Here is a 25,365-nt window from a genome sequence, read left to right on the forward strand (position 1 = left end):
CCGGGGGGTGCCTCTATGTCTTTCGTCAAGCGAGGCGTGGGGTGCGGGGTTCGTAGAAGGTGCCGTCGCGGAGCATCGCGAACAGCACGTTGATCCGTTGCCGGGCGAGCCGGAGGAGGGCTTGTGTGTGGGTCTTTCCTCTGGCCCGGCATTTGTCGTAGTAGGCGCGGGAGGCGGGATCGTGCAGGGCGGCGAACGCGGACAGGAACATCGCCCGTTTGAGTTGCCGGTTGCCGCCTCGGGGGGCGTGTTCGCCGTGGATCGATGTCCCGGATGACTTGGTCGTGGGGGCGAGGCCGGCGTAGGAGGCCAGGTGGGCGGCGGTGGGGAAGCCGGTGCCGTCGCCGACGGTGACCAGCAAGGTGGCGGCGGTCCTGACCGCGACCCCCGGAATCGAGGTCAGGACCGCGGAAAGAGGGTGAGCCTCCAGCAGCTGTCCGATCTGCGCTTCCAGAGCTCGTCGTTGCTCGTGGACAGCCGTGAGCGAACGGGCCAGGGAGGGGATCACGACGTCGAGGGTGCCGGTGCCCGGGACCACGACGGTCTGCTCGTCGAGCGCGTCGAAGACCTCGTCGATCAGCCGCTGGGCCATGCGCGGAGCCTTGGGCCGGATCACCTCAACGAGCCTGCGGCGGCCGGCTTTCCGCAACGCGGCCGGGGACCCGTAGCGTTCCAGCAGCCAGGTCACGGCCTGGTGGTCCAGGCGCGGGCCAAGGACGCGCTCCAGGCTGGGGTGGAACTGGGTGAGCAGGCCGCGTATCCGGTTGGAGGTGCGGGTCGCCTCGGCCGCCAGGTCCTGATCGAAGCCCACCAGCACGGTCAGCTCGGCGGTGATCTCGTCGGTCAGTTCCAACGAGCGCAGGGTGTGTGGCATGGTCCGGGCCGCGTCCGCGATCACCGCGGCGTCCTTGGCGTCGGTTTTCGCCTCGCCGGGGTAGAGGTCGGCGATGCGTCGCATCGACAGACCGGGCAGGTAGGCGACCTTGCAGCCGGCGTCCCGGGCGACGGTCAGGGGCAGGGCGCCGATGGAGGCGGGCTGGTCCACGATCACCAGGACGGTGTCGAACTTGGCGGTCAGCTTGTCGAAGACGGCCCGCAGTTTCGGCTCGCTGTTGGGCAGCTGCTTGTCGAAGACCTTCTTCCCGGCCGGGGTGAGGCCGTGCCCGTGATGGGCGCTCTTGCCGACGTCCAGACCCAGGAAGACGCCCACGTCGTCGATGTTGTCCAACCCATCCTCCCTAACGAGGTTCGTGCGGTGCTGGCCAGGGCGTTGGCGTCGTATGCGCGCATCCACGTTATGCAGACCTGCCGCCCGCGAACGGCCGGGCATTGCGCCAGGCCAGGCGGTGGTCGGACCTCTCATCAGCGTCTCCAACGGCGCCTCTCGGGCCCGGTGACACCACCCCCCAGGTCATCGGTTCGACAGGGGGCAACAGTCATGCCGGGCCCGGAGGCCAGCGGTCCCATTGCGGAACCGCGAAGAAGATAACGGGGCTCCCCACCCACCCACCCGTTCACCCCGCATCCCCCGCGAACGAACAAGCTTTTCCCACCCACCCGATTGCCCCGCGGTGCCGAGGGGGGAGGAGGGATCTCGCGGGTGGGGCGGCGGGAGCGTGCGCAGCTGGGGTGGGTGGGTGATTCGTGCAGCGGGGTGGGAACCCGCGGCCGGGCATTCCCGAGATCCACTAGGGTCGCCGCCGTGGAGGAACCTTCTGTCATCGGCTTGTCACGTTGCGTTAAGAGGCCTGTGCGTGCGGCCGTTGTGCTGCTAGGTCTCTCCCTCGGCGCCTTCGCCGCCCTCTGTTTCGTGCAGCGCATTCCCATGGCCGACGCCCTCGTCTATCGGGCCGAAGGCGCCGCCGTCGTGAGCGGGAGTGAGTTGTATGGGTTCACCGTGACCCGGTGGGAGCTTCCGGCCACCTATCCGCCGTTCGCCGCCCTCCTCTTCGTACCCACCACCTGGCTCCCCCTCCCCGCCCTCAAGCTCGCCTTCATCGTGGGGAACCTCGTCCTCCTCGCGCTCCTCGTCCACCTCTCCTGTCGCCTCGCAGGGCTCCCCACCCGCATCACCCCCCTCCTCGCGGGCACCTCCCTCGCCCTGTGGCTGGAGCCCGTCTTCCAGACCGTTCTCTTCGGGCAGATCAACCTCGCCCTCGCCTGCCTCATCCTCTGGGACCTGACCAGGGCCCCGGGCGCCGTGGGCAAGGGGTTCGGCATCGGGGTCGCCGCCGGGATCAAGCTCACCCCGGCGGTCTTCATCGCGTATCTCTTCGTCACCGGGCGCGTACGCGAAGGGCTCACCGCCACCGCCGCCCTCACCGGCACCGTCGCGCTCGGCGCGCTCGCGCTGCCCGCCGCCAGCGCCGACTTCTGGACGCACCGGATCTTCGAGACGGGCCGCGTCGGCAAGGCGTGGATCGTCGACAACCAGTCGCTTCAGGGGCTCGTCGCCCGCGTCGCCCACGACCCCCACCCGGGGCTGCTGTGGGCCGTGCCCGCGGCCCTCGTCGCCGGCACCGGACTGTGGCTGGCCGCCCGCACGCCCAGCGAACCCCGCGGCATCCTCCTGGCCGCCGCCACCGCGCTCCTCGCCTCGCCCATCAGCTGGTCCCACCACTGGATCTGGTGCGTACCGCTCCTGGCCCTGCTCATGGCGGAGGGCCGCCCCCGCCTGACCGCGGCGGTGGCGACCCTCTTCACGGCCCGCACCCTGTGGCTCGTCCCGCACCAGGGTGACCTCGACCTGCTGCTGCCCCAGTGGCAGCAGCCGTTGGCCTCGCCCTACCCGCTGCTCGCCGTAGCCCTGGTCCTCAGTTGTCGGCCAGCAGCTCGTCCGCGTCCACGATCCGGTACGCGTACCCCTGCTCCGCGAGGAACCGCTGCCGGTGTGCCGCGAAGTCCTGGTCGATGGTGTCCCGAGCCACGACGGAGTAGAAGCGGGCCTCATGACCGTCGGCCTTCGGACGCAGCACACGACCGAGCCGCTGCGCCTCCTCCTGCCGGGAGCCGAACGTCCCGGACACCTGGATCGCGACCGTAGCCTCGGGCAGGTCGATCGAGAAGTTCGCGACCTTCGAGACGACGAGGACGGAGATCTCGCCCTCCCGGAACGCCCCGAACAGCTTCTCGCGCTGCGCGTTCGTCGTCTCGCCCTTGATGACCGGCGCGTCCAGATGCTCGCCCAGCTCGTCGAGCTGGTCGATGTACTGGCCGATGACCAGCGTCTGCTCGCCCGCGTGCTTCTTGACGAGAGCTTCCGTCACCTTGCGCTTCGTGGCCGTCGTGGCGCAGAAGCGGTACTTCTCCTCGGCCTCGGCCGTCGCGTACGCGAGCCGCTCCGAGTCCGTGAGGTTGACCCGCACCTCCACACAGTCCGCGGGCGCGATGTACCCCTGCGCCTCGATCTCCTTCCACGGAGCGTCGAACCGCTTCGGGCCGATCAACGAAAAGACGTCCGACTCGCGGCCGTCCTCCCGTACCAGCGTGGCCGTCAGGCCGAGCCGCCGCCGGGCCTGGAGGTCGGCGGTGAACTTGAAGACGGGGGCGGGCAGCAGGTGCACCTCGTCGTAGATGACGAGGCCCCAGTCCCGGGAGTCGAAGAGTTCGAGGTGCGGGTAGACGCCCTTGCGCTTCGTCGTCAGGACTTGATACGTGGCGATGGTGACCGGGCGGATCTCCTTGCGCGTACCGCTGTACTCGCCGATCTCCTCCTCGGTCAGCGACGTCCGCTTGATCAGCTCGTGCTTCCACTGCCGGGCCGAGACCGTGTTGGTCACCAGGATGAGCGTCGTCGCCTTGGCCTCGGCCATGGCACCGGCTCCGACCAGCGTCTTTCCGGCTCCACAGGGCAGCACGACCACACCGCTGCCGCCGTGCCAGAACCCCTCGACCGCCTGCTTCTGATACGGCCGCAGCGCCCAGCCGTCCTCCGCGAGGTCGATGCGGTGCGCCTCGCCGTCGACGTACCCGGCGAGGTCCTCGGCGGGCCAGCCCAGCTTGAGGAGCGTCTGCTTGATCTGGCCGCGCTCGGACTGGTGTACGGCGACGGTGTCCGCGTCGAGGCGCTCACCGACGAGCGGCTGCACCTTCTTGGACCGCAGGATCTCTTCCAGGACCGGCCGGTCGGTGGTGGTCAGGACAAGGCCGTGCGTGGGGTGCTTCGAGAGGGTGAGCCTGCCGTATCGGGCCATCGTCTCGGCGATGTCCACGAGCAGCGCGTGCGGCACGGGATAGCGGGAGAACTCCACAAGCGCGTCCACGACCTGCTCGGCGTCGTGCCCCGCGGCACGGGCGTTCCACAGGCCGAGCGGCGTCACGCGGTAGGTGTGGATGTGCTCGGGGGCACGCTCCAGCTCCGCGAACGGCGCGATGACACGGCGGCAGGCCTCGGCCTGCTCGTGGTCGACCTCCAGCAGGAGAGTCTTGTCCGACTGGACGATCAGGGGACCATTCACGCGCGCACCCTTTCGGTAAGCCAAACCTCCAGTGTGCCGCATGGCGCGCCGATACGGTCCGGCCTGCGTTTCTGCTCACGTTCCGCCGGGCTCGTTCGTCAGTCGTCCGCCAGCTCCGCCACTCCCGTGACCCGGTGCAGCGGATACGTCTTCACCTCGTCCGCCGTGTGGTCGTACGCCGTGACGAAGCCGCCCTCCACCCGGATCGGGGCGATCACCCGCTGGCTGGCCGCGCCCTCCGCGTTGACGTAGCCGATCCACACCGCCTCGCCGGTCAGGACCGCGGCCTGCATCGTGGCGAGGGTCTCCGCCGCCGTGGTGCGGGGCAGCGCGTCGCCCTTCTCCGGGGTCGCCTTGCGGGGCATGGTCGAGGCCAGGTCGCCGGCGCGGATGGCGCGTACGGCCGCGCCGATCAGTGTGGTGTCGGCCAGCGGCGGGCCGTCGTGGACCGGCTCGGGAGCGGTGCGGGGCGGCGAGCGGTGGGCGTGCGCCCGCGTGATCAGTACGTCGCCCTCGGCGCTCTCCGCGGCGGGTGCGAAGCCCATCCCGCGCAGGCCTTCGAGGAGCGCCCCGGGGTCGGCCTGCGCGGCGAGCACGGTGGGCGCGAGGCGGCGCAGCCGCAGGCCCTGGGAGCGCTTGTCGGCCAGGATCTCGTTCAGGAGCGCCTCGTCGTCGCAGCGCACGTACGCGGACGCGGCGCCGATCCGCAGGTGGCCGTGCTTACGGGCCACGTCGTCGATGAGGTACGCGAGGGGCTGCGGAACCGGCGTACGGGAGTGCGAGGCCAGGAAGGCGTGCAGGTCGGACGCGGACTTCCCCGCGTCGAGCGCCCGCCGCACGGAACCGGGCGTGAACCGGTACACGGTCGCACCGCCCTTCGACTCGACGTCGGCGAGCACGGACAGCGTCTCGGCGAGCGGACGCTCCAGCGGGCCGGGGGCCACGGCCGTGAGGTCGGCCTGCAGCAGTACGTGGTCCAGGGGCTCGGGGAGCAGGGGCGCGAGGAGTCTGGCGGCTCTCGCGCCCTGGGCGGCGAGTTCGGAGGGGGAGGGGTGGGGAGCCCGGGGGGTGGGGAGGGTGTGGGCGCCGGTCTGGGAGGTGCCGGTCTGGGAGGTGCCCGGGTTCGCCGCCACCCCCGCCGAGGTCTCTTCGCCCGATCCGCTCTCGGAGCCGAGCAGGGCCCGTCCGTGCGCGGACAGTGCGCCGCGCCCCGTGATGCCCAGCAACTCGCTCTCGTTCAGCGTCCATTGGGCGATCCTGGCGCGCAGCTCCATGGGTGCGGTGCTGCTGCCGGGCCCGCCGGGCGAGGAGTGGGGGGACGTGCCGCCGCCTACCGAGCCGCGCGGCGGGCGCTCCCACCGCAGGCGCGCGAGGATCGACTCGGGCGTCGGGCTCGCGCCGTCCGGCAGGGTCGTGAGGAGTGTGAGCACGCGGTGCCGGATCTCCGGCGCCGACGAGCGGTCCAGGTGCGGGCCGAGCGCCGAGAGCGTGCGGTCCTTGCCGTCACGGCCGCCGATCAGGCCCGCCGTGCGGGTCGCCGTCAGCCAGGCCGTGGCGAGGACCGACCAGCGCTCGGCGGCGGGCAGCTCCTGCCAGTCGTCGTACGCGGGGGTCGCCGCGTACCGCTCGTCCGCCTCGCCGTCCGATGCCACGAGGCCCGCCGCGTAGGCCAGTTCGACCCAGAACGCCGCGACCGGCTCGGGCAGGTCCAGGGCGACCGCGGTCCGCTTCAGGTCGCGCACGCTGAGGCCGCCCGCGCGCAGCACGGTGGGGCCGCCCTCGTCCCAGTCCTTCAAGAGCTCCTCGACCGTGTCGAGCGCCATGTACGCCTGGCTCGCCGCCGCCGCGTCCACAGCCTGTGGACGGTGTTCGCGCAGCACCTCGATGGCGGGCGGTGCCGGTTCGAGCACCCGGTGGGCGCGGCCCGCGCGCAGGTGCAGGGCCGCTTCGCGGGGGAGTACGACGGTGCCGGGCGCGGTGGGGAGCAGGAGCCCGCGGTCCAGGAGCCAGCGCAGGTGGCGCGCCGGGTCGGCGGTGACCTGGCCGTACGGCGGGCCCCAGACGAGCCGCGAGAGCACCTCGACGGACTCGGCGGGGGCTTCGTCGAGGAGCGCGGACATCCGGGTGCGGTCCGTGAACAGTTCGGTGAGCGAGCGCACCGCGGAGACCGCGTCGTGCGTGGACGGCAGCCCCGCCGCCGCCACGATGTCCTGCATACGGTTCGGGGACATGCCCGCGGTGGCCTCGGCGACGGTCGGGCCCAGGCCGGTGGGGGAGGGGTACTGCGGGGCGGGGGCGAGGAGTTCGCGGGCGGTGCGGACCAGGCGGAGGCGGTCGTCGGCGCCCCAGACGAGGGCCTGCTCGCGCAGGGCGGCGAGGGCGCGGCCGAGCGCGGCATCGACGGTGGCGTTACCGCCCTCGCCGCCCTCGTCGCCGGCGACGAGGGCGTGCAGCTCTTCGTACGTGGCGGGTTCCGGGGCCACGGCGAGCGCCTCGGCCACTTGCTGGGCGAACCGGTCGAGCCGCTCCAGGGCGCGGACCACGGATGCGCGGGTCGCCGCGCGCGTGGCGAGCTGGGTGAGGTCGTTCGGGACCGGCGTGAGGAGATCGGGGCGGGCGTGGAGCAGCGCGCCGAGGGACGCGTCGTCACGGGAGCGGAGTGCCTCGGCGAGGGACCGGGGGGTGTCCGCTGGGCGCTGGGGCTGCTCGTCGGTGCTCATCAGGCTCACGGTAGCGGGTTGGGGTGCGGGGCCGGGCGTTCCTGGGGGCTGTGCCTGTGGCGGGGGGCCGCGACGGGGGCGGGTCCGCTCCGTCTGGGGGCGCGGTGCCACACCGCGAACCGTGCCGGCGGCGGGTGCGTGCGGGCTGCGGGTTGGCTCCGTCTTGGGGTGCGGTGCCGTGCCGGTATGTCCGTCCTCGCTATCGTCCGGTGGCCGCTGGGGTGCTTCGGGGCTGGGGTGCCGGGAGCCGTGCTCCGGGCGGACGTACCGGCACGTCCCCTTGCGTGCGTCGCCGGCTGCGGGTGCGTGCGTGGCTGCGGGGCCCATCGTCTGTGGGTGCGGGGACGTGCCGGTATGTCCGTCCTCGCTATCGTGCGGTGGCCGCTGGGGTGCTTCGGGGCTGGGGTGCCGGGAGCCGTGCTCCGGGCGGACATATCGGCACCTCCCCTTGCGAGCGTCGCCGGCTGCGGCCGGTCGTTGGCTGATCGATGGTGCTGCCGGGCAATCGGGTGGGTGGGCGGGAAAGCTTGTTCGTCCAGGTGGAGGCTGCGGGGCAAGGGCAGGGGGAATGAGGTGCCGGGCCCCCGGGTGGCGGGGGACGCGGTAACGTCGGGGGACCGGGTACAAAGGGCGGTGCGTCAACGGGGCCGCCCCGGAGGGGACTTCGTGGGGATCGAGAGCGATCAGCTCGTCTTCGACTATCTGAGCCGCGTCGGCGACCTGGCCCAGCAACAGCAGCTGCCGTCAGGCACCCGCATGCGCCTGGTCTCCGGCCTGCGGAACGAGATCGACCGGAGCCGGGCCAAGGCCACGGTCGACAGCCCGGCCGCGATACGCCGCATCCTCGACCGCCTCGGCTCCCCCGAGGACCTGGTGGAAGCCGCAGGCACCGGCACCGGCACCGGCACCGGCACCGGTGACGTGGCGGAGACGGCCACCCCCAGCCCCGCCGTCCCCACCCAGCGCACACCGGAGCCGAAGGAACCACGCCCCAAGCGCCTGCGCCGAGTGGTGCCCCGCCCCCGCCCCCGCCCCCGCCCGGCGGCGGAGGAACCGGAGCCGCCCCAGGAGGACGTACCCTCCCCGCCGCACCTCGCGGGCACGGACGAACTCGGCGAGAGCGGCTCCGAGCCCGACTGGTGGCGAGTGGACAGCAGCCCCTTCGGCCTCGCCGACAGCGTGCCGGGCTTCACCGGCGGCGTAGAAATCCCGGAGATCCTCAAGCCCCCGCCCAAGAAGCGCCCCGACCCGGTGGAAGAGGAAGAAGAGGGAGAGGAAGAGGAAGAAGACGGCGAGGAAGTCGGCGAGGAACACGTAGAGGCTCCCCGGCGGCTTCGGCTAAGGCGGCCCGCAGCCCTCGCCCCCGCCACCCCCCGCTTCACCAACCCCCTCCTCCTGCTCGCCGCAGCCCTCCTCACCGTCGGCGCCATCCTCGGCAACTGGCTTGCCCTGGGCGGTGGCTGGCTCCTCGCCTACGCCTCGCGCAGGCTCAGCCGCGCCGAGGCGAAGTGGGCCGTCATGGGTCTGCCGGGGCTGGCCGTGGCGGCCGGGATCACCTGGCTGTGGGGCAGGAACGAAGGCCGCTGGGGCGATCCCGTCCGCGACGGCCACATGAGCGACGCGATGGCCGAGACCTGGCCGTGGGTGGTGCGCGGCGCGGCCATCGCCTCCGCGCTCTACCTCGTGTGGAGGTCCCAGCGGCAACGGCCGTGAGGGGTCAGCGCGCCAGCGCCTTCTGCATCTCGTCCAGGATCCTGTTCGCCGCCGTGTAGCCGATGCCCTGGATCCACAGTTCGTCGTCGACGGTGTGGACATCGCCCTTCTTCACCGCGTCCATGTTCTTCCACAGGCTGCTGCCGACGGTCTGCGTCTGCTTGGATTTCTTCGGATCGCCGTACGTGGCGCGGAAGATGACATCCGCGTCGGCGAGGTCGATCTTCTCGGGCGACACGTCGTACGAGAAGCCGTCCTTGGCCTTGGCGGCGATCGCGGGGCGGCCCAGACCCACGTCCTTGAGGAGCGTGGCGATGTACGTCTTCTCGCCGTAGACGCGGATGTCCGCGCCCTCCACGAACCGCACGACGTTGACCTCCGTCGCCTTGGCCTCCGCCGGGCCGCCGACCGCGGTGGTCACCTGCTCGGCGTGTGCGTCGTACGCGGCGACGGCCTTCTTCGCCTCCGCCCTCTTGCCCAGCGCGTCGGCGTGCACCTGGAAGTTCTCCTTCCAGGGGTAGCCCGTGTTCTCCGTCATCACGGTCGGCGCGATCTGCTTGAGCTGCTCGTACTTCGCCCCGTGCCGGATCTTGCTGGTGAGGATGACGTCCGGCTTGAGGGCAGCGATGGCCTCCATGTTCGGGTTCAGCATCTCGCCGACGTCCTTGATGCCGCTGACCTTGTCCTTGGGCAGGTAGCCCGGGAAGCCCGACGCCGCCTCGACGTGCGTGGCGCCGACCGGCTTCACGCCCAGCGTGATCGCGGAGTCCAGTTCGGCCGTGTCGAGGACCACGACACGCTTGGGAGCCACCGGGACCTTCACGTCCCCCATCGCGGTCTTGATGACGTGTGTGCTGCCCGAACCGGCCTTCTGATCATCGGAGTCCGACGTTCCGCAGGCCGAGAGCGAGAGCGCGAGCGCGCCGCTCAGGGCGAGGGCAGTGAAGCCGGTCCTTGCGGACCCATTGCGCCCAGTGCTCCTGGTGCTCCTGGTGGTCATGGCTTGGGGGTCACCTCTCGTTCGGACGAGGGCTGCGGGCGCGCATCGGCGGCCCACGGAGCCCCGGGGACGACCAGGGGCGAGCCCGTCACCGGATCCGGTACCACCACACACTCCAGACCGAACACATCGCGGACCAGATCCTCGGTGACGACGTCGGCGGGCGCGCCCTCGGCGACGATCCGGCCCGTCCTCATGGCGACGAGGTGATCGGCGTACCGGGCGGCCTGGTTGAGGTCGTGCAGCACGACGACCACGGTCCGGCCGCGGTCATGGTTCAGCTGGCGCACCAGGTCGAGCACCTCGACCTGGTGCGCGATGTCGAGATACGTCGTCGGCTCGTCCAGGAGCAGCAGCTCGGTCTCCTGCGCGAGCGCCATCGCGATCCACACCCGCTGGCGCTGACCGCCCGACAGCTCGTCCACGGACCGCTCGGCGAGCGTGGCGACGTCGGTGCGTTCCATCGCCTCCCGCACCGCCCTCTCGTCCTCCTCGGACCACTGCTGCCACCAGTGCTGATGCGGCTGACGGCCGCGCGCGACCAGGTCGGCGACGGTGATCGCCTCGGGTGCGACGGGCGTCTGCGGGAGCAGCCCGATCTGCTGGGCGATCTTCTTGGTCGGCAGCTTGGCGAGCGCTTCGCCGTCGAGCAGGACCGCGCCGCGCTTGGGCTTGAGGAGGCGGCCGAGCGCGCGCAGAGTGGTCGACTTCCCGCACGCGTTGGGGCCGACGATGACCGTGACCTTGCCGTCGGGCACCGCGAGGTCGAGCTCGTGCACGACCTCGCGGTCCTCGTAGGCGAGGGTCAGCTCGCGGGCGCTGAGGCGGGCGGCGGTCACGAGGTGCCTCCATTGCGGACGGAACGGCTGCGGGCGCCGTGACTTCGGACGATGAGCCAGATCAGGTACGGGGCTCCGACGGCCGCCGTGAGGACGCCGACCGGCAGCTCGGTGGGCGAGAAGAGACGCCGGGCGAGCAGGTCGGCCAGGACCATGATCAGCGCGCCGAGCAGCGCCGAGCAGAACAGCGGGATCTGCGCGGTGCGGGTGAGGCGGCGGGCGATCTGCGGGGCGAGCAGCGCCACGAAGTCGACGGGCCCGGCGGCGCCGGTCGCCACGGAGGCGAGGACCACGCCGAGCAGTACGAGACCGAGGCGTACGTGCCCCAGGCGCACCCCGAGCGCGGTCGCCGTGTCGTCGTCCATGGTCACCGAGCGCTGGGCGCGGGCGGCCCAGAACACGAACGGCAGCAGGACGAGCAGGGCCCACCCCAGGGGCGCGGCCTCCGTCCAGCCGCGGCCGTTGAGGGAGCCCGTCATCCAGATCTGCGCCTGCTGGGCGACGAGATAGTCGCCCTTGGTCATGAACAGCGTGGTGACGGAGCGCAGGGCGATCGCGAAGCCGATGCCGATGAGCACGAAGCGGGTGGCGTGCAGGCCGCCGCGCCAGGCGAAGACGTACACGAGGGCGGCGGCCGCGACGCCGCCGATCACGGAGAGATAGGGCAGGACGGTCGCCGAGGTGACCCCGAGGGTCATCGCCCCCACCGTCAGGGCGCTCGCGCCCTGGCTGATGCCGATGATGTCGGGGCTGGCCAGGGGGTTGCGGGCGACGGTCTGGATGAGGCCGCCCGCGACACCGAAGGCGGCGCCGACGAGGAGGCCGACGACCATGCGGGGTTCGCGCAGCGTTCCCACGACCAGCTCGTCGGGGGAGGGCTGCCCCGTCAGGACCTTCAGGACCTCGCCGGGTGCGACGAAGGCCTCGCCCATGCAGAGGTACGCGAGGCAGCTCGCCGCCAGGAGCAGCGCGAGGAGCACGGCGACCACGGCTGCCCTGCGGTGCACCAGGAACGCGGCCCCGCGGAGCCGCAGTACCGAGTACCCGGCGGGGCGTATGCGCCCCGCAGCGATCGGCTGGGCGCTCATGCCGCGACCGCCTTCCGGCGCACCAGCGTCACCAGGAACGGCACCCCGATGAGCGCGGTCATCACCCCGGCAGGCACCTCGCTCGGCGGGAAGACCACGCGCCCCACGGTGTCGGAGACGAGCAGCATGACGGGCCCGATGACGGCGGCCATGGGCAGCACCCAGCGATGCCCGCTGCCCACGATCGCGCGGGCGATGTGCGGGACCGCGAGCCCGATGAACGCGATGGGTCCGGCCGCCGCCACCCCCGCGCCGGTCAGCACGGTCGCCCCGAGACCGCCGACGATCCGTACGGTCGCGACCTTCTGCCCGAGGCCCTTGGCCACGTCCTCGCCGAGGGCGAGCGCATCGAGGCCGCGGGCCACGGACAGCACAAGAACCAGCCCCACAAGCAGGAACGGCCAGATCTGCCCGACGATCTCCGCGTCGCGCCCGGAGAGCGAGCCCACCTGCCAGAAGCGGAACTCGTCCAGGGCCGATGCCCTGGTGGTGAGGACCGCGGTGGTCAGGGAGACCAGGAGCGCGTTGATCGCGGCGCCGCCGAGGGCGAGCTTCACGGGGGTCGCACCGCCCCGTCCGCTCGCGGCGATCGCGTACACCGCGACGGACGCGAGGCCCGCGCCGACGAAGGCGTACCAGACGTATCCGGTCAGTGTGTGCACGCCCGCGAACGCGATCGCCATGACCACGCCCACCGACGCGCCCTGGCTGACGCCGAGGATGCCGGGGTCGGCGATGGGGTTGCGGGTGATGCCCTGCAGGACCGTGCCGGCCAGGGCGAGCGCGGCGCCGACCATCAGGCCGATGAGCGTGCGCGGCACCCGCATCTCGCGGACGACTTCGGCGGCGTCGCTGTGCCCGCCGTGCAGCAGGGCGTCGATGACGGCGGACGGCGCGATCGCGCGGGCGCCGACGGAGAGACTGAGCAGGACCGCGAGCAGCAGGGCCAGGACGGCCGCCGTCATCGCGACAGCGCGTCTGGCTGGCACACGCATCGGCTGAGCTCGTTTCGGAGGATTCGAGAAGGCGCGGAGCACCCGTGAGGTAAGGCTCGGCTAAGTCTAAGGGCGGGCCCTTCGGCCCCGTTCCCGGCCGTCGGGCCTCGGCACAATGGCCTCATGACCTCACGCGCTCTGACAGTCGGCTTCGACCTCGACATGACCCTGATCGACTCCCGGCCCGGCATCAAGGAGGCCTTCCTGGCCCTGACCGCCGAGACCGGAACCTACATAGACGCCGATCTCGCGATCTCCCGGCTCGGCCCGCCGCTGGAGCAGGAGCTGCGCCACTGGTTCCCCGAGGAGCGGATCCAGGAGATGGCCGACCGCTACCGTGAGATCTATCCCACATACGCCATCGCCCCCGCGCTCGCGATGGCCGGTGCCCGCGAGGCGGTCGCGGCCGTGCGCTCCCACGGCGGCCGGGCGATCGTGGTGACCGCCAAGCACGAGCCGAACGCGAAGCTCCACCTGGCGCACCTCGGCATCGAGGCGGACGCGGTGATCGGCTGGCTGTGGGCCGAGGCGAAGGCGGAGGCACTGCGCGAGCACGACGCGGCGGTGTACGTCGGGGACCACACCGGTGATGTACGCGGCGCGCGTACGGCGGGCGCGCTCTCCGTGGCGGTGGCCACCGGGCCGTGCGACGCAGCGGAACTGCGCGCGGCGGGAGCGGATGCCGTGCTCACCGACCTGACGGAGTTCCCCGCCTGGCTCGCCGCGTATGTGGAAGGCGCCGCCGCTAAGTAGTCGCCGACCTGGCCTGGCGGCGCTGAACGGCGATACCGCGCAGCACTCCCGCCACGGCGACGAGGAACCCGACGCCCATCAGCATGCACACCGCGTACGCGATGGACGGGAACGGGTCGGTGCCGAGGAACAGCGGGGCCACCGTGACCAGAGTGGCCACGGCTCCGACGAAGAAGATGACTGCTCCGGTCCGGACCAGGCCATCGCCCGGTCCGGCGGAATTCGCTTGGGTTTTGTCACGCACCCGACCAGGGTAGTTCCCAGCGCGAAGGAAGAATCCGGGGACGTCTTGTCACCGGCCCCCGGACCCATAGTCTTGGTGGCGGCGGGTCGGGCGACCCGCTGTAGTGCTATCCAGAGCCGTTTTCCGCGGCATAGACGCGTACGACGACAAGTACGAGGACGAGGACTTCAGGTGCCTACCGGCAAGGTCAAGTGGTTCAACAGCGAGAAGGGCTTCGGCTTCCTCTCCCGCGATGACGGCGGCGACGTCTTCGTGCACTCCTCCGTACTGCCCGACAGTGTCGACACACTCAAGCCCGGCCAGCGCGTCGAGTTCGGCGTCGTCGCCGGTCAGCGCGGTGACCAGGCCCTGTCGGTGACGATCCTCGACCCGACGCCGTCCGTTGCCGCCGCGCAGCGGCGCAAGCCCGACGAACTGGCGTCGATCGTCCAGGACTTGACGACGCTGCTCGAGAACATCACGCCGATGCTGGAGAAGGGGCGCTACCCCGACAAGGCGTCGGGCGCGAAGATCGCCGGCCTGCTCCGGGCGGTGGCGGACCAACTGGACGTGTAGGGACTCAGCCGAAGTCGAGCGCACCCGGCGGAAGGGGCGGTACGAGCCCCTCCGCCGCGGCCCGCGTCAGCAGCCCGCGGATCGCGGCATGGCCGTTCTCGCCCAGGTCGGCCGTGAACTCGTTCACGTACAGGCCGATGTGCTGGTCGGCGACGGCCGGGTCCATCTCCTGCGCGTGCTCCTGTACGTAGGGCCGCGAGGCCTCGGGGTCGTCCCAGGCCATCCGCACCGACGTACGGACGGCGTCCGCGAGCTGCTCCAGGCGCTCCGTGCCGAGGCTCCGCTTGGCGATGATCGCGCCCAGCGGGATCGGCAGACCCGTCGTCCGCTCCCAGTGCTCGCCCATGTCGGCAAGGCAGTTGAGCCCGTAGTTCTGATAGGTGAAACGCGCCTCGTGGATGACGAGCCCCGCGTCGACCTTGCCGTCCCGCACCGCGGGCATGATCTGGTCGAAGGGCAGCACGACGATCTCGCCCACGCCGTCGGCCAGCGTGTCCGCCGCCCAGAGCCGGAACAGCAGGTACGCCGTGGACTTCTCGCTCGGCACCGCGACGGTCTTGCCCGTCAGGTCGGTTCCGGCCTCCCGGGTGAGGACCAGTGGCCCGCAGCCACGGCCGAGCGCACCGCCGCACGGCAGCAGCGCGTACTCGTCAAGGACGTAGGGCAGGACGGCGTACGACACCTTGAGGATGTCGAACTCGCCGCGCTCCGCCATGCCGTTGGTGATGTCGATGTCGGCGAACGTCACGTCGAGCGCGGGCGCGCCGGGCACCCGGCCGTGGGCCCAGGCGTCGAAGACGAACGTGTCGTTCGGGCAGGGCGAGTAGGCGATCCGCAGCGGGTTCGGGGTGGGGTGCGCGTCCTGCGCGGGCGTTTCAGTCATGCCGGTTCCAACTCTCCAGTACGGGCGCGAATTTCCCGAACGCGTTTCCCAGCGCGCCCAGCGCCTCGCCGATCCGCCAGGCGGCGCGGTCGCGCGGCCCGACGGCGTTGGAGACCGCGCGTATCTCCAGGACGGGCAGGGCGTACGCGGCGGCCGCCTCGGCCACCCCGAATCCCTCCATCGCCTCCGCGAGAGCCCGCGGATGGCGGCGCCGCAGCTCGGCGGCGCGCTCGGCGGAGCCGGTCACGGTGGAGACGGTCAGGACGGTGCCGGTGCGGACGGTGGCGGAGGTGCCTTCGCAGGCGGCGGCCAGATCCCGTACGAGGGAACCCGGGGGCCGGTGGGTGACGGCACCGAACCCGAGTTCGGTGACCGGCAGGAAACCGTCGGGCGTCTCGGCGCCCAGATCGGCGACGGTGATCTCGTCGGCGAACACGAGGGAGCCGATGGGCGCGTCGGGCAGGAAGCCGCCGCCGATCCCGGCGGAGACCACCAGGTCGTACGGGGCGCGCGCGAGGGCGGCCGCCGTGTGCGCCGCGGCGGCGGCGGGTCCGACACCGACGGCCACCGCGTCGGCGTACGGGGGCAGCCGGTCGGCCACCGCGTCCCGTTCGGCCGGGACGGCGGTGGCCACGAGCAGCCGCAGGGGGTGCATCGGGGACGCGGAGGCGGTCAGGAGTCCTTCTCGAGCTTGAACGACCACAGGCCGGTCGCCTTGGCCGAGGTGCCCTTGCCGCCTTCCAGCAGGCTGACGGTGGTGGAGTTCTTGCCACCGCCGTACTGCTGGTTGAAGAAGACGCTGCCGGGGATGACGACGTACGTCTTCTTGCTGGCCTCGGTGAGCGCCTGACCGTTCATCAGGAGCGTCCAGCCCTTCTCGGCGACCTCGGGGTCGACGCCGAAGCGGACCTTCTCGTCGGGGTCGACCTTGATGGACTTGACGTCGGTTTCCTTGAGGCAGCTCTGGATCTGGGACTCCTTGAGCTCCTTGCCGTCGTTGTAGCAGGAGGCCTCGGTGTTCACCGAGTCGCTGCCGACCGTGACGGTGGCGAGGGGCGTCGGCTTGTCGCAGGCCGACAGGACGAGGAGTCCGGCGGAGACAGCGCCAATGGCGGCCACGGAACGGCGGCGGCGCGCCGAGCTGTGAACGTGTGCGGCTCCGCCGCGGAGCAGGGAGGTCATGGGCGAAGGCTATCGGGCGCCCCGTGCCGTCCCGCCACGTGGGGGTCGCGGCGTGCCGCACCCGTTGATTTGCCGGGCTCACGCCACCCGATGGCGGCGCTGCCCGCCGTGCCGGGCCGCGGAGAGCAGGCCCCGCACGGTCGACAGCCAGCCGACGGCGACGATCGCCGAGGCCACCGAGAACCCCAGTGACCCGTTCAGCGGCAGGGCCATGCCGATTCCGCCGCCCACCACCCACGCCACCTGAAGGATGGTCTCCGAGCGGGCGAAGGCGGAGGTCCGCACCTCTTCCGGCACGTCCCGCTGGATCAGCGCGTCCAGGGACAGCTTCGACATGGCCTGCGCGAAGCCCGCCACCGCGCCGAGGCAGGCGACGCCCACCGCGCCGAAGAACACCGCCGCGGTGATCGCCACGCCGAGGACGACGGCGACGACGGTCACGATGATGACCTCCGGCGCCCGCGATCTCAGGCCGGCGCCGACGGCCGTGCCGAGCGCGTTCCCCGCTCCGGCGGCGACGCCCACTATGCCCAGGGACACCGCGGCGCTCTGGCCGCCGAGCGGTTCCTCGCGCAGCAGGAAGGCGAGGAAGAAGATGAGGAAGCCGGAGAGACAGCGCAGCGCGGCGTTCGCGGTGAGGGCGTGCGTGACGGCGGGCCCGACCGTACGCAGTCCCAGGCGCCGCTTCTTGGACGTGTCCGTCGCGGCCTCGGCGCGCGCGTGCAGATGCAGATGCTCCTCGTCGGACGCGAGCAGCGCCTTGTGCTCGCCCTTCGCCGAGTCGACCTTGGGCGGCAGCGAGAGGGAGAGGAGCATCCCGACGATGAAGATCACGAAGGCGCCGTAGAGGGGCCAGCGTGGTCCGAGCGCCTGCAGCCCCGCGCCGATCGGGGCCGCGATCCCGGTGGCCAGCAGTCCACCGAGCGTGACTCTTGAGTTGGCCTTGACCAGGGAGAACCCCTTGGGCAGCAGTCTGGGCACCACGGCGCTGCGGACGACCCCGTACGCCTTGGACGCGACCAGGACGCCGAGCGCGGCGGGATAGAGCTCCAGGCTCCCCGTGATCACCGCTTCGGAAAGGAGCAGGGCGAGGAGGGCGCGGGCCAGCATCGCCGCGGCCATCGCGTACCGGCGGCCGTGCGGGAGGCGGTCCAGGAGGGGGCCGATGACGGGGGCGAGGAGGGTGAAGGGCGCCATGGTGATGGCGAGATAGAGGGCGACACGGCCGCGGGCCTCGTCCGTCGGCACGGAAAAGAAGACCGTCGAGGCGAGCGCGATGGTGATCATGACGTCGCCCGCGCCGTTCACGGCGTGCAGTTCGATGAGTTTGCCGAGCCCCGACTCGCCCGCGCCGTGCGCGTGCGTGGCCTTGCGGATGCCGCGGGCCGTGCCGGTGAACGGCAGGTGCAGGGCGCGGCCGACCCGACGGGCGGCCCGGCTCAGTACCGGGCCCCGCCCGCCTGTTCCCCGGGACGACGACCTTGCGGCTGCCACCTCGCCATAGTGCCCCCTAATGGCGCGATGTACGGGTGGGTGGGTGGGAGAAACGCCGCGAAGCGGCGAAACGCTCCGACTGGCGCGGGAGGGCTGCCGCACGCCGGTGTAGGCCCAGGCGCCGGGAGAAGGTAGCGTGCGTAGCGCGCCTGCGGCGGTTGTTCTTGGCCGCGCGCCTCTCGGTCATCCCGCAGAATGGATGACGTAGGTGCGCCCGAGGACGTTCGGGCGCGGACGTCGACGCGGCCCCCAGGTCCGCTCCGTCCGCACTCCCGCGTATGGGTGGCGCACTCGTGAGACGGCGTAATGGAGAAGCGATACCTGTGAGCGCAGCGACAACGCGAAGCCGTACCCCGCGTACCCCGCGTACTCCCGACCGCCTGTGCGCCGAGGCGGTGGGACTGGCCCGTGACGCGGCCGAGGATGCCGCCGCGCCCGGTGTGGTCGGCGAGCACGTCGATGTCGTGGTCGAGGGCGACCGCGTGGTCACGCACCTGTTCGAGTGCAAGGACTTCGGCTACCGGGGCTGGCGCTGGGCCGTGACGGTCGCCCGCGCCTCCCGCGGGAAGGTGGTCACGCTCGACGAGACGGTGCTGCTGCCGGGTCCCGACGCGCTGCTCGCCCCCGAGTGGGTGCCGTGGAGCGAGCGGCTCCGGCCCGGCGACATGGGCCCGGGGGACCTGCTCCCCACGGACGCGGAGGACCTGCGTCTGGAGCCCGGTTACTCGGGCGAGGAGGAGCCGCCGCCGAACTCCGTGTTCTCGGAGCAGATGGCGGAGCTGGTCGAGGCCGAGGACGTGGAAGTGACGGTGGGGTCGCCCGCCGAGCTGCCGGCGGCGCCCGCGCGTGGCTCCATCGCGGCGCTCGCGGACGAGCTCGGCATGCGCCGGGCGCGGGTCCTCTCCCGCTACGGCCTGCATGCCGCGGCCGACCGCTGGGAGGAGTCGCACGGCGCGAAGACGGCGATGGCGCAGGCCGCGCCCGCGTCCTGCGTCAGCTGTGGCTTCCTTGCCCCGATCGGCGGATCGCTCGGGCAGGCGTTCGGGGTGTGCGCGAATGAGTTCGGTCCTGCGGACGGGCACGTGGTGTCCCTCGCGTACGGCTGTGGGGGGCACTCCGAGGCTGCCGTGATGCCCAAACCGTCGCGGCCCGCCGCGCCCGTCCTCGACGAGACCCGCGTCGACGTCCTCCCGCTGAGGCCCGCGCCCGACTCGGGGTCGGTGCCGTTGGAGGGGGCGGCGGAGGATCTCGGGCACTCCTGAGGGGGTGCTGCGGGGTCTCCCCGGGGCTGGGGGCCAGTCTTCTGCCTCCGGCCGGGGGGTCTCTTCCTAGCCCGCGCTCCGCGCGGATCTCTCCCACCCACCCGCCCGATTGCCCCGTGGTGTGGGGGTTGCCGTGGCTGGCGTGCGCTTGTCTTCTGCCTGCGGCTCGATGGTCTCTCCGGCCCGCGCTTCGCGCGGATCTTTCCCTCCCACCCGCCCGATTGCCCTGCAGGTTTTTCCCGCCTCCCCGCCCGTTTGCCCCGCACCGGGTGGGCGAGAGGTGCACCGCGCCTAGCTGTCCCTACGCAAGCGTCCGTGCTGCGGGGTAATCGGGTGGGTGGGTGGGAGAGGCCCCTGCGGGAGTGCGCGATGCGCGACGCGCGAGGCGGGGCAGGGCAGAGGCGAGGCGAGGCGCCCGCAGCGGTCGGGCTGGCTGACAGGCCTCTGTGGCATTATGCGGGCGCGGCTCTGGGGAGAGGGGCGCTGTCTGATGAGTGCCGGGGGTTGGGGAATGGCTGCGGGTACGGAGTCGGGTGGTTCGTCCACGTCCGACGAGGAGTGGGAGAGGTTCCTGCGCGAGTCCGCGGCAGGCACCCCCAACGCGCCCAAGGAACCCTCGGCACGCGCCCGCGAAGTAACGGAGCGGCTGCGCGCGGAGTCCGTCCGCGCCGGCCAGGACGGCTGGCGCAGCTACACGCCCGCACAGCCCAAGAGGCCCAAGCGCCGCACGGGTTGGTACGTCGTCGGGCTGCTGGCCTCGCTGGCCCTGCTGGTCGCGGCGCTCGCCCCGGGACGGGTCGTGGACCTGTTCGCCGGTGATGAGGCCGACTCCCCGTCGATGGGCGGCGAGACCGCCCGCCCCACCGAGCCGCCCCCCTCGGAAGCGGCCCAACGGCCCACCAAGGACGAACCGTTCCGCGGTTCACCGGCCGCGAGGTGGGCGAACGGAGCGGCCGGGATCACCGTGCCCAAGGCCAGGGCCGTCGGCTGGATGAGCGAGGCCGAGGTCGAGCGCGCCCTCGACCGCAGCCGGGACTTCCTCGTCACGTCCAGCCTGGACCGGGGGGTGCTGCGGGGCGAGCGTCCCGAGAAGGCGATCGCACTGATCAACCCCCACCAGGAAGACGTACAGAGCATTCTGAAGACCGCTTTCCGGAGCCCGAGCGAGAAGAACGACCCCCTCCTCCTCTTCAGCCGCTTCCGGCCCTCCCGCACCCACCTGGTCGGCGACATCGTGAAGACCCGGGGCCTGCTCACCTACCGGGAGGGCAAGCGCGGCGCGCTCCAGGTGACCGCCGACGTCACCTACGTCTACCCGGTCACCCGCGCGGACGCGGGCGCGGGAGGCGACGACGACGAGATCGTGCGCACCATCGTCCGGCGCGAGTTGGTCATGAGCTGGGACGATCCCGGAAAGGTGATCACCGAGCCGGGGACGTTCTCGATCGTCTCGAACAAATTCGACATGACCAACGGCGGCTGCGGCGCCCCCACCGGCTACCTCACCCCGCCCTTCGGCAAGGACCGCCGGGCGGAGGGGACCGGCACGGAGATGGACCCGTACGACCGCAGCGTGCCGGTCGGGCGGGACGATCCCTCCGAGGACGAGTGCGGGAGGGCCACGCGGTCCTAGCGAAAGTCTCCCGGCGGCAGGCGGCCCCCGGCCAGTCGCGCGCCCACCGGCCGTCGGAGGGAGCGCGGGACGCGATACCGTTCGCCCCGCGAACCAAGCGAGGGAGACGACACCGTGAGCAAGACCGTGCGGCCGGCGGCCGAGGGTACTGACCCGTTCGGCACGGCACGGCTCAGGCGGGGTGTCCTGGATGCCTGGGCGGCCAGCCCGGCCCGGTTCCGGGAGGACGCCAACGCCGAGGAGGACCTGGCCCTCGGCGGCTACCGGGACCGATTGATCGTCGAGCTCGCGCAGAACGCCGCTGATGCGGCAGCGAGGGCAGGCGCCCCCGGGCGGCTCTCCCTCACCCTCCGGGACGGCGTGCTCGCCGCCGCCAACAACGGCGCCCCCCTCGACGCCACCGGCGTCGAATCCCTCTCCACCCTCCGCGCCTCCGCCAAGCGGGAGGAGCAGAACAACGGCGCCGTCGGCCGCTTCGGCGTCGGCTTCGCCGCCGTGCTCGCCGTCTCGGACGAGCCCGCCGTCGTGGGGCGTACCGGCGGGGTCCGCTGGTCCCTGAGCGAGGCCCGTGAACTCGCCGCCGACACCGCCCGGTTCAGCCCGGGGCTCGGGGACGAGGTCCGGCGGCGCGACGGGCACGTGCCGCTGCTGCGGCTCCCCTTCGCCGCCGAAGGGACCGCCCCGGAGGGGTACGACACCGTCGTCATCCTGCCCCTGCGCGACGCCGCCGCCGAGGACCTCGTCCTGCGGCTGCTCGGTGACATCGATGACGCTCTTCTTCTTGCCCTTCCGGGGCTGGAGGAGGTTCTCGTCCAGGTCGGCGACAGCCCGGTCCGCATCCTCCGCCGTACCGCCGAACCCGGGTACGTGGACATCGAGGACAGCCGTGACGGCGCCACCCGCTGGCGCACCGTCAGCCGGCAGGGCTCCCTGGAGCAGGGCCTCCTCGCCGACCGGCCCGTCGAGGAGCGGCTGCGGCCCCACTGGTCCGTCACCTGGGCCGTCCCCACCGACCACGATGGCGCCCCGCAAGCTCCCCGCAGCGCTCCCGTCCTGCACGCGCCCACCCCGAGTGACGAGCCGCTGGGCGTGCCCGCCCTGCTCATCGCCTCGTTCCCGCTCGACACGACCCGGCGGCACGCGGCGCCCGGGCCCCTCACCGACTTCCTCGTGCAGCGCGCGGCCGAGGCGTACGCCGAACTCCTCGCCGACTGGCGGCCCGTCGGCGAAGGCATCATCAGCCTTGTCCCCGGCCCGCTCGGCAAGAGCGAGCTCGACGGCGCGCTGCGCCAGGCCATCCTCGACCGGCTGCCGCGCACCGCCTTCCTGCCGCCCGCGGTGGAGGCCGTCCCCCAAGAGGACCCCGACGTACCCGAGTGGGAGGTTCCCGTCGCGCTGCGTCCGCGTGACGCGGAGGTCGTGGAGGGCGCGGGCGCCGACACCGTACGGGTGCTCGCCGATGTCCTGCCGAGCCTGCTGCCCGCCGGCCTTGAGCGGCGTGCCGAGCTGCGCACTCTCGGTGTCGCCCGCGTGCCGCTGACCGAGGCGATCGACCGGCTGGCGGGGCTTGAGCGGGAGCCCGGCTGGTGGCACCGGCTGTACGACACCCTCGCCGGGGTCGACCCTGAGCGCCTCACCGGGCTTCCCGTGCCCCTGGCCGGAGGCACCTCCCAGGCTTTCGGCTCTGGGGGAGGGCGCACCACCATCGGGCCCCGCCAGGTGCTCCTGCCCGTCATCGGCGACGACAGCGACCCGGCGGCCCTCGTCCGCCTCGGCCTGAAGGTCGCGCACCCCGACGCCGTGCATCCCCTCCTGGAGAAGCTCGGCGCCCTGCCCGCCACGCCCCGCGCCGTCCTGACGACCCCGCAGGTCCGCGCCGCCGTCGCCGCGTCCCTCGACGACGACACGTGGGACGAGGACGCGCTCGACGCCGAGGAGCTCGCGGACATCGTGCTCGCGCTCGTCCGTGACGCGAACCTGGCGCCCGGCGACGAGCCCTGGCTCGGTGCGCTCGCCCTCCCCGACGACGAGGACGGCGAGCTCGCTCCGGCCGGCGAACTCGTCTATCCCGGCAGCCCCTTCGCCCAGGTCATGCGCGAGGACGAACTCGCCACGGTGGACGCCGAGCTGGCCGAGCGCTGGGGCGAGCAGCCGTTGGCCGCCTGCGGTGTCCTCGCCACGTTCGCCCTGGTCCGCGCCACGGACGTCGTACTCGACCCCGATGAACTGGAGCCGCGCGAGGGTGACTTCGCGGAGCCCGACGACGCGGGTCTGCTGGACGCCGTCGACGTGTGGTGCGAGGACGTGCTCGACCGGCTGCCCGAGACTCCGGTGCCGCCCGTCGCGACCGAGATCACCGCCGTACGGGACCTGGATCTGGTCGACGAGGACTGCTGGCCGCAGGCCCTGGCCATGCTCTCGCGCCCGCCGCTGCGGGACGCGCTGACACAGCCGCTGCGGATTTTGCTGCCGGACGGCACGACGGAGAGCGTCCGGTCGTACACGGCGTGGTGGCTGCGCGGGAATCCAGTGCTCGGCGGTCGGCGTCCGGCCGGTCTCCGGGCCTCGGGCGGCGACCCGTTGCTCGAAGGGCTGTACGACGCCGCCGATGCATCGGGGTTCGACGACGAGCAGGTGCTTCGCGCGCTCGGCGTCCGCACGTCGGTCGCCGCCCTGCTGTCGGAGCCGGGTGGCGCGGCCGAGCTGCTCGACCGGCTCGCGGACCCGGGGAGGACCGTTTCGGCGGCCCAACTGCACGCGCTGTACGGGGCTCTGGCCGATCTGGACCCGGAGCAGGTGACGTTGCCGGACGAGGTGCGGGCCGTGGTGGACGGTGAGGTCGTGGTGGTCGACGTGGCGGACGCGGTCGTCGCCGACGCGCCCGACCTGCTGCCGCTGGCCGGGGGAGTGGCGCTGCTTCCGGTGGAGCCCCGCAGGGCGGGGGACCTGGCCGAGCTGTTCCAGGTGCGGAGGCTGAGCGAGACGGCTGCGGTGGAGCCCGCGGGGGAGGGCGAGGTGCATCCGGTGCCGGAAGCGGTGCGGATCCTGCTCGGTCCCTCGACCCCTCGGACGTACACCGAGTACGAGGAGCTGTTCGCCGGGGACGTCGAGCTGGACTGGCGCAGGACGCCGGACGGCACGGTCCACGCCGCCACCCTGGAGGGCGTGGCCGCCGGGCTCGCCTGGGCGGCGGGGCAGTGGCCGCGGCGCTTCGAGGTGGCGGCGCTGCTGGAGGATCCTTCCCGGACGGATGAGCTTGAGCGGGACCGCTGGTTCGACTGAGGCGGGTGCGGGTGCGGGTGCGGGTGCGGGTTCGTCTGCGTCTGCGGGTGCGTGGGGGTTGGCCGCGCAGTTCCTCGCGCCCCTGGGGCCTGGGCCGCTGGTTCGTCTGCGGGGGCGTTGTGGCTGAGCGCGCAGTTCCTCGCGCCCCTTCCGGGCCCGGATCCCGCCTGAGTCGTCTCGTCTGCGGGTGTGTGGGGGCTTGGCGCGCCGTTCCTCGCGCCCCTTTGGGGCCCTCCCGGCAGGCGGCGGGATCTCGTACGCCAGGAACCGGTCACGAAATCTTCACTTGGCGTACAACCAGGCGCCCAGGTCGTGAGTCTGATCTTGCGAGTCAACAGACTCCTAGATCACCGGGACCCGCGTGACAGCCCCCAATGCACCGCGGAGCCCCCTTCCCAACTGGGGAAACACATGCGCATTCGTGCCACCGTGGCCGCACTGACCGGCACCCTGGCTCTGTCCGCACTCGTCGTGCCGGCCGCCCAGGCCGCCGACGGCCCGTCGTCCACCCCCCGTCTCGCCGCGAAGGCCGAGCAGGCCGTGCCGGGTGCGAACGAGGGCGACACCGAGATCACGAAGGTCACCGTCAACGGCGGCAAGGACGTCGTGGTCGGCACCAGCAACAAGGTGACGTTCAGTGTGGCCGTCACGGCCACCGACCCTGAGGGCATAGGCGCCGGCAGCGCCTTCCTCTACCACGGCGGCAGCGTCGACACCGCTGACGGCGTCCTGGCGCCGGACGACTTCGACGGCAAGTGCACGGTCGTCAACGCCACCACCTCGACCTGCACCGTCACGGTCGTCGCCGACCCGAAGGCGGACCTCTACAACGGCCTGGCCGGGTCGGGCTGGAAGGTCTACGCCGTCGCGGGCGCGAACGACGGGGACTCGGCCACGAACGAGGCGTACAAGTCGGACGCCAACGTCCAGCGCTACGCCCGCCTCACCACCAACGCCTCCCCCGAGCCCATCAAGAAGGGCAAGACCCTCACGGTCACCGGCGCCCTGACCCGCGCCAACTGGGACACCTCGAAGTACGCGGGCTACACCCAGCAGCCCGTGAAGCTCCAGTACAAGAAGAAGGGTGCGACCTCCTACTCCACCCTCAAGACCGTCACGTCCGACTCCAAGGGCAACCTGAAGACGACCGTGAAGGCCTCCGCGGACGGCTACTTCCGCTACGTCTTCGCCGGTACCTCCACCACCCCGGCCGTGACCTCGACCAGCGACTTCGTCGACGTCAACTAACACCCGAGCAGTAACCG

At 72.2% G+C, this 25,365-nt stretch carries 19 protein-coding genes and 1 pseudogene; 8 read left to right on the forward strand and 12 right to left on the reverse strand.

Going from position 1 to position 25,365, the window contains the following annotated elements; genetic code table 11:
* Positions 1 to 25: 25 nt before the first annotated feature.
* On the reverse strand, positions 26 to 1,228 hold the full coding sequence (locus tag OG302_RS23450; RefSeq protein ID WP_371527472.1) for an IS110 family transposase: 1,203 nt from the start codon (positions 1,226 to 1,228) through the stop codon (positions 26 to 28).
* A gap of 522 nt (positions 1,229 to 1,750) precedes the next feature.
* Here OG302_RS23450 and OG302_RS23455 point away from each other — a divergent pair.
* Positions 1,751 to 2,911, forward strand: a pseudogene (locus OG302_RS23455) (glycosyltransferase 87 family protein); the annotation flags it as partial.
* On the opposite strand, the gene OG302_RS23460 reads toward OG302_RS23455, so the two are convergent.
* Both OG302_RS23460 and OG302_RS23465 read right to left on the reverse strand, forming a co-directional pair.
* The gene (locus OG302_RS23460; protein WP_371528563.1) at positions 2,814 to 4,457 is read right to left on the reverse strand and encodes a DNA repair helicase XPB; all 1,644 of its coding nucleotides are present in this window, start codon (positions 4,455 to 4,457) and stop codon (positions 2,814 to 2,816) included. The pseudogene OG302_RS23455 and the gene OG302_RS23460 sit on opposite strands and share 98 nt — an antisense overlap.
* Before the next feature lie 98 nt (positions 4,458 to 4,555).
* Positions 4,556 to 7,177, reverse strand: coding sequence for a helicase-associated domain-containing protein (locus OG302_RS23465; protein ID WP_371528564.1), 2,622 nt, complete (start codon positions 7,175 to 7,177; stop codon positions 4,556 to 4,558).
* A 666-nt stretch (positions 7,178 to 7,843) separates the two neighbouring features.
* On the opposite strand from OG302_RS23465, the gene OG302_RS23470 reads away from it, so the two are divergent.
* Positions 7,844 to 8,890, forward strand: a complete 1,047-nt coding sequence (locus tag OG302_RS23470) for a hypothetical protein (protein ID WP_371528565.1) — start codon at positions 7,844 to 7,846, stop codon at positions 8,888 to 8,890.
* Between the two features lie 4 nt (positions 8,891 to 8,894).
* On the opposite strand, the gene OG302_RS23475 is transcribed toward OG302_RS23470, so the two are convergent.
* The 4 genes from OG302_RS23475 to OG302_RS23490 are packed head-to-tail and all read right to left on the reverse strand — an operon-like array spanning position 8,895 to position 12,812.
* Entirely contained in the window at positions 8,895 to 9,890 is a 996-nt protein-coding gene (locus tag OG302_RS23475) for an ABC transporter substrate-binding protein (protein ID WP_371528566.1), read from the reverse strand.
* Positions 9,887 to 10,729 (reverse strand): ABC transporter ATP-binding protein, encoded by an 843-nt coding sequence (locus OG302_RS23480; protein WP_371528567.1) that lies wholly within the window; start codon positions 10,727 to 10,729, stop codon positions 9,887 to 9,889. Before OG302_RS23480 ends, OG302_RS23475 begins: the two co-directional genes overlap by 4 nt.
* Positions 10,726 to 11,817, reverse strand: a complete 1,092-nt coding sequence (locus tag OG302_RS23485) for a FecCD family ABC transporter permease (protein ID WP_371528568.1) — start codon at positions 11,815 to 11,817, stop codon at positions 10,726 to 10,728. The genes OG302_RS23480 and OG302_RS23485 overlap by 4 nt, the downstream gene beginning before the upstream one ends.
* Entirely contained in the window at positions 11,814 to 12,812 is a 999-nt protein-coding gene (locus tag OG302_RS23490; RefSeq protein WP_371528569.1) for a FecCD family ABC transporter permease, read from the reverse strand. The genes OG302_RS23485 and OG302_RS23490 overlap by 4 nt, the downstream gene beginning before the upstream one ends.
* Before the next feature lie 123 nt (positions 12,813 to 12,935).
* On the opposite strand from OG302_RS23490, the gene OG302_RS23495 reads away from it, so the two are divergent.
* Positions 12,936 to 13,565 carry an HAD family hydrolase gene (locus OG302_RS23495; RefSeq protein ID WP_371528570.1) on the forward strand — a complete coding sequence of 210 codons (630 nt, stop codon included), beginning with the start codon at positions 12,936 to 12,938 and terminating at the stop codon, positions 13,563 to 13,565.
* Here the strand turns inward: OG302_RS23495 and OG302_RS23500 are convergent.
* Entirely contained in the window at positions 13,558 to 13,809 is a 252-nt protein-coding gene (locus OG302_RS23500; protein ID WP_371528571.1) for a hypothetical protein, read from the reverse strand. The genes OG302_RS23495 and OG302_RS23500 overlap by 8 nt on opposite strands.
* A 171-nt stretch (positions 13,810 to 13,980) precedes the next feature.
* On the opposite strand from OG302_RS23500, the gene OG302_RS23505 reads away from it, so the two are divergent.
* Positions 13,981 to 14,364: a cold-shock protein gene (locus OG302_RS23505; RefSeq protein ID WP_361832133.1), complete on the forward strand. Its 384-nt coding sequence runs from the start codon at positions 13,981 to 13,983 to the stop codon at positions 14,362 to 14,364.
* Positions 14,365 to 14,368: 4 nt separating this feature from the next.
* Here the strand turns inward: OG302_RS23505 and OG302_RS23510 are convergent, their stop codons facing one another.
* The 4 genes from OG302_RS23510 to OG302_RS23525 form a co-directional block, all read right to left on the reverse strand.
* Positions 14,369 to 15,247, reverse strand: a complete 879-nt coding sequence (locus OG302_RS23510; RefSeq protein ID WP_371528572.1) for a 1,4-dihydroxy-6-naphthoate synthase — start codon at positions 15,245 to 15,247, stop codon at positions 14,369 to 14,371.
* On the reverse strand, positions 15,240 to 15,902 hold the full coding sequence (locus tag OG302_RS23515) for a futalosine hydrolase (protein ID WP_371750205.1): 663 nt from the start codon (positions 15,900 to 15,902) through the stop codon (positions 15,240 to 15,242). Before OG302_RS23515 ends, OG302_RS23510 begins: the two co-directional genes overlap by 8 nt.
* Positions 15,903 to 15,919: 17 nt before the next feature.
* Positions 15,920 to 16,429: a DUF2771 domain-containing protein gene (locus OG302_RS23520; protein ID WP_371528573.1), complete on the reverse strand. Its 510-nt coding sequence runs from the start codon at positions 16,427 to 16,429 to the stop codon at positions 15,920 to 15,922.
* 78 nt (positions 16,430 to 16,507) lie between these two features.
* The gene (locus OG302_RS23525; protein WP_371528574.1) at positions 16,508 to 17,923 is read right to left on the reverse strand and encodes an MFS transporter; all 1,416 of its coding nucleotides are present in this window, start codon (positions 17,921 to 17,923) and stop codon (positions 16,508 to 16,510) included.
* Positions 17,924 to 18,246: 323 nt separating this feature from the next.
* Here OG302_RS23525 and OG302_RS23530 point away from each other — a divergent pair, with 323 nt between their 5' ends.
* The 4 genes from OG302_RS23530 to OG302_RS23545 all read left to right on the forward strand — a co-directional run bounded on the left by OG302_RS23530 (position 18,247) and on the right by OG302_RS23545 (position 25,348).
* A complete protein-coding gene (locus tag OG302_RS23530; protein WP_371528575.1) occupies positions 18,247 to 19,185 on the forward strand; it encodes a DUF3027 domain-containing protein in 939 nt (312 codons plus the stop codon).
* Positions 19,186 to 19,696: 511 nt separating this feature from the next.
* The gene (locus OG302_RS23535) at positions 19,697 to 20,818 is read left to right on the forward strand and encodes a hypothetical protein (protein ID WP_371528576.1); all 1,122 of its coding nucleotides are present in this window, start codon (positions 19,697 to 19,699) and stop codon (positions 20,816 to 20,818) included.
* 114 nt (positions 20,819 to 20,932) lie between these two features.
* Positions 20,933 to 24,100 carry a sacsin N-terminal ATP-binding-like domain-containing protein gene (locus OG302_RS23540; protein ID WP_371528577.1) on the forward strand — a complete coding sequence of 1,056 codons (3,168 nt, stop codon included), beginning with the start codon at positions 20,933 to 20,935 and terminating at the stop codon, positions 24,098 to 24,100.
* A gap of 411 nt (positions 24,101 to 24,511) precedes the next feature.
* Positions 24,512 to 25,348, forward strand: a complete 837-nt coding sequence (locus tag OG302_RS23545) for a calcium-binding protein (RefSeq protein ID WP_371528578.1) — start codon at positions 24,512 to 24,514, stop codon at positions 25,346 to 25,348.
* Positions 25,349 to 25,365: the final 17 nt, after the last annotated feature.

The sequence above is a fragment of the Streptomyces sp. NBC_01283 genome (assembly GCF_041435335.1).
Lineage (GTDB): Bacteria > Actinomycetota > Actinomycetes > Streptomycetales > Streptomycetaceae > Streptomyces.

What these genes read in the sequence shown, in the direction of transcription:
- OG302_RS23495 (WP_371528570.1), top strand. Translation starts at nt 12,936, where the DNA reads ATGACCTCACGCGCTCTGACAGTCGGCTTCGACCTCGACATGACCCTG.
- OG302_RS23490 (WP_371528569.1), bottom strand. Translation starts at nt 12,812, where the DNA reads ATGCGTGTGCCAGCCAGACGCGCTGTCGCGATGACGGCGGCCGTCCTG.
- OG302_RS23515 (WP_371750205.1), bottom strand. Translation starts at nt 15,902, where the DNA reads ATGCACCCCCTGCGGCTGCTCGTGGCCACCGCCGTCCCGGCCGAACGG.
- OG302_RS23535 (WP_371528576.1), top strand. Translation starts at nt 19,697, where the DNA reads ATGGCTGCGGGTACGGAGTCGGGTGGTTCGTCCACGTCCGACGAGGAG.
- OG302_RS23475 (WP_371528566.1), bottom strand. Translation starts at nt 9,890, where the DNA reads ATGACCACCAGGAGCACCAGGAGCACTGGGCGCAATGGGTCCGCAAGG.
- OG302_RS23520 (WP_371528573.1), bottom strand. Translation starts at nt 16,429, where the DNA reads ATGACCTCCCTGCTCCGCGGCGGAGCCGCACACGTTCACAGCTCGGCG.
- OG302_RS23485 (WP_371528568.1), bottom strand. Translation starts at nt 11,817, where the DNA reads ATGAGCGCCCAGCCGATCGCTGCGGGGCGCATACGCCCCGCCGGGTAC.
- OG302_RS23510 (WP_371528572.1), bottom strand. Translation starts at nt 15,247, where the DNA reads ATGACTGAAACGCCCGCGCAGGACGCGCACCCCACCCCGAACCCGCTG.
- OG302_RS23465 (WP_371528564.1), bottom strand. Translation starts at nt 7,177, where the DNA reads ATGAGCACCGACGAGCAGCCCCAGCGCCCAGCGGACACCCCCCGGTCC.
- OG302_RS23545 (WP_371528578.1), top strand. Translation starts at nt 24,512, where the DNA reads ATGCGCATTCGTGCCACCGTGGCCGCACTGACCGGCACCCTGGCTCTG.